The organism is Geobacillus sp. PK12 (assembly GCF_004123125.1).
Taxonomy (GTDB): domain Bacteria; phylum Bacillota; class Bacilli; order Bacillales; family Anoxybacillaceae; genus Geobacillus; species Geobacillus zalihae.
Window position 1 is genome coordinate 392,128 of the sequence record NZ_SDKL01000002.1, and the last position, 6,118, is coordinate 398,245.

General features: G+C 55.9%; 6 protein-coding genes. All 6 read left to right on the forward strand.

The annotated features are described in order from the left end of the window. Positions 1-4 precede the first annotated feature (4 nt). The 6 genes from ETR37_RS02450 to ETR37_RS02475 all read left to right on the forward strand — a co-directional run bounded on the left by ETR37_RS02450 (position 5) and on the right by ETR37_RS02475 (position 6,026). Positions 5-787, forward strand: a complete 783-nt coding sequence (locus tag ETR37_RS02450; protein WP_129446848.1) for an SDR family oxidoreductase — start codon at positions 5-7, stop codon at positions 785-787. Positions 788-808: 21 nt separating this feature from the next. Further along, the gene (locus ETR37_RS02455; protein WP_020756250.1) at positions 809-2,428 is read left to right on the forward strand and encodes a long-chain-fatty-acid--CoA ligase; all 1,620 of its coding nucleotides are present in this window, start codon (positions 809-811) and stop codon (positions 2,426-2,428) included. A 93-nt stretch (positions 2,429-2,521) separates the two neighbouring features. Beyond that, complete coding sequence (locus tag ETR37_RS02460; RefSeq protein WP_044743271.1) at positions 2,522-3,106, forward strand: TetR/AcrR family transcriptional regulator; 585 nt, start codon at positions 2,522-2,524, stop codon at positions 3,104-3,106. A 98-nt stretch (positions 3,107-3,204) separates the two neighbouring features. Further along, a complete protein-coding gene (locus ETR37_RS02465) occupies positions 3,205-4,263 on the forward strand; it encodes a phosphotransferase family protein (RefSeq protein ID WP_011230532.1) in 1,059 nt (352 codons plus the stop codon). A gap of 9 nt (positions 4,264-4,272) precedes the next feature. After that, a complete protein-coding gene (locus ETR37_RS02470) occupies positions 4,273-5,055 on the forward strand; it encodes a 2-phosphosulfolactate phosphatase (RefSeq protein WP_015374324.1) in 783 nt (260 codons plus the stop codon). Beyond that, positions 5,052-6,026, forward strand: a complete 975-nt coding sequence (locus ETR37_RS02475; RefSeq protein ID WP_015374325.1) for a quinone oxidoreductase family protein — start codon at positions 5,052-5,054, stop codon at positions 6,024-6,026. Before ETR37_RS02470 ends, ETR37_RS02475 begins: the two co-directional genes overlap by 4 nt. Positions 6,027-6,118 lie beyond the last annotated feature (92 nt).

Sequence of the window (6,118 nt, forward strand, 5' to 3'; positions counted from 1 at the left end):
GTTTATGCATGTGTTGGACTTGTTTAAAATCGAAGGAAAAACCGCCATCGTCACCGGCGGCGGGCGCGGGCTCGGCGAGCAAATCGCCGTCGGCCTCGCCGAAGCGGGGGCGAACGTTGTCGTCTGCTCGCGCAAAGTGGAGGCGTGCAAGCAAGTGAAAGAAAAGTTGGAACAGCTGGGCGTCCGTTCATTGGCGCTAAAGTGTGATGTGACGAACCCGGATGATGTCCAACATGTCGTCGAAACGACGGTGAAGGAGTTTGGCGGCATCGATATTTTGGTGAACAACAGCGGAGCGACGTGGGGAGCGCCGGTCGAAGAGATGCCGCTTGAAGCATGGCAAAAGGTGATGAACGTCAATGTAACCGGCACGTTTCTCATGAGCCAGGCGGCCGGCAAGGTGATGATTGAGAAGCAAACGGGCGGCGCCATCATCAACATCGCTTCCGTCGCCGGCCTTGGCGGCACGCACCCGGACATTTTAAATACGATCGGCTACAACACGAGCAAAGGGGCGGTCATTACGTTTACGAGGGACCTAGCAGCCAAATGGGGGAAGCACGGCATTCGCGTCAACGCGGTGGCTCCGGGCTTTTTCCCGACGAAAATGTCAAAAGTCGTTCTTGAACGCGTTGGGAAAAAAGTGCTCGAGCATACGCCGCTCGGCCGCTTTGGCGGCGAAGATGACTTGAAAGGGGCCGTCTTGTTTCTCGCTTCCCCGGCGTCCGCCTTTGTCACGGGCGCGCTCCTCGTCGTTGACGGCGGCAGCCATGCGACCGGCATTTAATTAAAAAAGGGGGAAACGCAAATGGGCGAAAAACGGGCGTTGTCTCTTTATCCGGAACACATTTCGTTCTATATGGATATTCCCGACAAAACGGTATGCGATGTACTGCATGAACGAGCGGCGGAATTCGGCTCCCAGCCGGCGCTGACATTTTACGACAAGACGATCACCTATGCCGAGCTTGAGGCGGCGGTCAACCGTTTCACCTCAAGCCTGCAGGCGCGCGGCGTGCAAAAAGGCGACCGCGTCGCAATCATGCTGCCGAACTGCCCGCAATATGTCATCGCTTACTATGGCATTTTGCAGGCGGGCGCGATCGTCACACAAGTGAACCCGATGCTTGTTGAGCGCGAACTTGCCTATTTGCTCAAAGACTCCGGCGCCGAGACGATCGTCATTTATGAACCGCTTTATCCGCGCCTTGCCGCCGTCAGAGGGGAGACAGCCGTCAAGCAGGCGGTCACCGTCAGCCTTGGGGCGCCGTCGTCCGTTGCGCTGGCTGAAGGAGATGTCACGTTTGACGAATTTCTTGCCGCAGGAAGCGGAGTGGTGCGCCCGGTGCCGATCGAGCCGATGCACGACGTTGCTGTATTGCAATATACGGGAGGGACGACGGGGCGCTCCAAAGGAGCGATGCTCACCCACCGCAACATTTTCGCCAACGTCTTGCAATGCGCCGAATTTTTCAAAGGGACATTTGAGTTCGGGAAAGAGCGATATTTAACCGTCATCCCGTTGTTCCACGTGTTCGCGATGACGTCGGGAATGAACTTGGCCATTTACCAAGGAGCGGAAAACATTTTGCTGCCGCGCTTTGAGCTGAAAGAAGTGTTGGAGACAATTCGCGACAAGCAACCAACCGTGTTTCCAGGCGTGCCGACGATGTATGTCGCGATTACCAATACGCCGGGTGTCGAGCAGTACGGCATCAGCAGCATCAAAACGTGCAACAGCGGCAGCGCACCGATGCCGCTTGAATTGATGCGCGACTTCGAGGCGAAAACGGGAGCGGTTGTCCTTGAAGGATACGGCTTGTCTGAAGCCTCGCCGGTGACGCATTGCAATCCGCCGTTTGCGGCTCGCAAGCCGGGCACGGTCGGCATCGGCATGCCGCTGACTGAGTACAAAGTCGTCGATGTGGCGACTGGCACGCAAGAGTTGCCGCCAGGAGAAGTCGGCGAGCTGATTATCCGTGGACCGCAAGTGATGAAAGGCTATTGGAACATGCCGGAAGAAACGGCCGTGGCGCTGCGTGACGGATGGCTGTACACTGGCGATTTGGCTTCGATTGACGAGGAAGGGTATGTGACGATTGTCGACCGGAAAAAAGATCTGATCATCGCCGGCGGCTATAACATTTATCCGCGTGAAATCGAAGAAGTGCTGTACGAACATCCAGCGGTGAAAGAGGCGGCGGCGGTTGGCGTGCCTGATCCGTATCGCGGTGAAACGGTGAAGGCGATCATTGTGTTAAAAGACGGACAACAGGCAAGCGAAGAAGACATTCTTGCCCATTGCCGAAAAAACTTAGCGGCGTACAAAGTGCCGCGCATTGTCGAGTTCCGTGCCGAACTGCCGAAGACGAACGTCGGGAAAATTTTGCGCCGCGCCTTGCGTGAAGAAGCATCCCGCTCGCAATAACGGCGCGGCTTTCGGCCAAGTCCGAAGCAGGCTTGGCTGTTTTATGGTACAATAGCTGGCAGCGACTACATTTTAGGCAAGAGGTGTAAAAACGTGAAGGAGAAAATTATGGCTGCCAGCATTGAGCTGTTTGAACAAAACGGCTTCAGCGAAACATCGATCCAAGACATCGTTGACGCCCTCGGGGTGACAAAAGGGACGTTTTATTACTATTTTACAAGCAAAGAAGAACTGTTGATGGATATTCACCTTCGCTACATTGAATGGCTGCTGGACGAAGAGGAGCGGATTATAAGCGATACACAGCGCTCGGTGCGGGAACGACTGTATGACATCGTCTTCATGCTCATCCATAATGTCGAACGGCAGGGACGGGAAGCGCGTATTTTTTTTCGTGAAATGAAGCATTTGAATGAAGAGCATTTACAGAAAGTAAAAGAAAAGCGCGATTTGTTCCGCTATCGGCTGCAGTCGTTGATTGAGGAAGGAATGAAAAGCGGTGAACTGCGCTGCGATTTGTCACCATCGATCGCCACGCTTACCGTTCTTGGGGCGGCCAATTGGAGCTACCAATGGTTTCGTCCGGACGGCGAGCTGACCGATGCCGAGGTGGCGAAGCAGATGGTGGAGATCCTGCTTGATGGCATGAACGCGCCGTCTGTCTCGAAAGCCGAGTGAAAAGAGAGACAAACAAGTTTGATCCGAGGTGTGTCGATGGATGCTGTTCGTGCGGCGGCAATGGCGCGCTTGAATTGTTGACCAAGGGGGAGAGGGAGATGACAGCGATTATTCCAGTGCGCAAGGGGGAAGAACTGCCGGCAGGGAAGCTGGCCAAGTTTTTGCGCACGGTGCTGCCGGACATGCCGGATGGGGAGCTCGAGATCCAGCAATTTTCCGCCGGCCGGTCGAATTTGACGTATTTGCTCCGCTGTGGGGAGTGGGAGGCGGTGCTGCGCCGGCCGCCGTTTGGCCCGGTGCCGCCGAAAGCGCACGATATGAAGCGGGAGAGCACGTGGCTTTCTGAAATCCATCCGCTGTTCCCGTTGGCGCCGAAACCATTCTATTTTTGTGAAGACGAATCGGTGATCGGCAGTCCGTTTTTCGTCATGGAGCGGCGGCATGGCGTCGTGATTGACAGTGATTTTCCCGATGGCATCACTCCGACGGAGGAGGTTTGCCGCGGCATTTCCGAGACGATGGTCGAGACGCTTGTCCGTATCCATCAAATTGATTATACGAACACACGCCTCGTTCAGATGGTAAAGCCGGATGGATTTATGGAACGGCAAGTGCACGGATGGATCCAGCGCTATGAGCGGGCCAAGACGGATGATATTCCGGAAGCCGAGGCGCTGATGAAGTGGCTCGCTTCCCACATCCCACCGCAGCGCGAAGCAACCGTAATCCATTACGATTTTAAGCTGAATAACGCTTTGTTTGCCAAAGACGACATCACCAAAATGGTTGGGCTGTTTGATTGGGAGATGTCGACGGTCGGGGATCCGCTTGCCGATTTGGCGGTGGCCATGAGTTATTGGATTGAGGAAGACGATCCTCCACTCATTAAAAGTGGGTTTGGCCGCGCGCCGGTCACCGTCCGTCCCGGTTTTTATACGCGCGAACAGTTTATTGAGGCATATGCCAAAAAAAGCGGCCGTGATGTGTCCGATATACACGTTTATTTAACGTTTGCCTACTTTAAATTAGCGGTCATTTGCCAGCAAATTTATTACCGCTACCGCCGCGGACAGACGAACGATGAGCGGTTTCGCCATTTTGGCCAGTTTGTCGAAGCGCTCATTGAGCATGCATGGCAGCTGGCGACAGGACGGTGAGGCGGCGTGATGACAAAAGTGCATGTCGTGCTGCGCAAAGAAGACATTGATGAGATGGCGCTTGCTGATCGAAAGGTGGCTGTCGTGTTCGATGTTTTGCTTGCCACCTCGTCGATTACAGCAGTTCTCGCTGCCGGCGCTCGTTCGGTGATCCCGGTGCGCGATGCCGAGGAGGCCAAGGAGATCGCGCTTCGCTTGCCAGAGGGCAGCTATGAGCTCGTCGGCGAATACGAAGGGCGGACGATCGCCGGTTTTCATCCGCCGGCGCCGCTATTTTTGCAAACGGTTTGTCCAGGGAAAACAGTCGTGCTATCGACGACCAATGGCACGGTGGCGATTCGCAGAGCTCAGCCAGCCCGTGCGGTGTACGCGGCGAGCTTACTGAACAGCCCGGCGGTCGGCGAGCATATTTGCCGTTTACATCAGGAAGAGACGATCATTGTGATTTGTTCCGGCTCGTCGGGCCGTTTTTGCCTAGAAGACTTTTATGGCGCCGGCTACTTTGTGCACTGCTTGATCGAGCAAGGGATCAACGCGGCGGAGCTGTCCGACAGCGCGACGGCCGCATGGCTCTTTTACCGGCAATATTCGGATGAAGGAAAGGCGAAAGAAGTGTTGTCTGCCTCGCGCGTCGGCCGTTGGATGACGGCGTACGGCTTGGAAAAAGAAATCGACTACATCAACCGGCATGGGTCGCTTTCTGCCGTTCCAAAACTTGAGCTGGGGCCGTTCGGCCCGGAACTGCGCGATATGGCGTCGACAAAAGTAACGAAAGAGGGGATATCGCCATGAAATTTGTCCAATTCGTTGAATACGGTGGACCGGATGTCTTGCGTGTTTGCGAAGGCGAACGTCCGAAACCCACGGGGCGGCAAGTCGTGATTGAAGCTGAAGCGATCGGCGTCAACTATGCGGATACAGCCCGACGGGAAGGCCGCTATGTTGTGCCGACGCCGCTTCCGTTCATACCTGGGACGGAAGTGGCGGGCGTTGTCCGTGAAGTTGGTCCGGAGGTGCAAACGGTCCTCCCGGGGCAACGCGTCGTCGCGTTGATCGAATCCGGCGGCTACGCTGAGTTTGTCGCCGTCGATGAACGGGCGGTCGTGCCGCTTCCGGATGGAATGGATGCCCGGCAGGCGGCGGCCTTGCCGGTGCAAGGGCTAAGCGCCTACCATATTCTCAAAACGATGGGCCGCTTGGAAGAAGGAGAGACGGTGCTCGTTCATGCCGCAGCCGGCGGCGTTGGGACGATTGCCGTCCAATTGGCGAAACGGTTCGGCGCCAAAATGGTCATCGCCACGGCAAGCACGGAGGAAAAACGAGCGCTCGCCAAACAGCTTGGCGCTGATGTCACCATTGATTATACAAAAGACAGCTGGGCGGCGGCCGTGATGGAGGCGACCGGTGGGCGCGGCGTCGATGTCGCTTTGGAAATGGCGGGCGGCGATGTCTTTCATCAGACGCTCGATTGCCTCGCTCCGTTCGGCCGCCTGGTCGTATATGGGGCGGCGAGCGGGGAAATGACGCGTCTCAATCCAGTCCGGCTGATGGCGAAAAACTGGTCGGTGATCGGCTTTTTCTTGCCGCAAATCATGAAAAAGCGGGCGTTGTACGAACAAAGTTTGCGGGAATTGCTCGCGTGGGTGCAGGAAGGAAGCCTGAAGCTGATGATCGGCGGCGTCTACCCGCTTGAGCAGGCTTCTGAAGTGCATCAGCTGCTGCAGGGGCGGAAAACGCATGGCAAGCTATTGCTTGTGCCATAAGTAAAGAAGAGGGGGGCTGACCCAAAAGGCTGTCTGCCTTCAGGGCAAACCTCACATTTCGCACCCTAACAAGGTCAAAACAAAGGATTTTT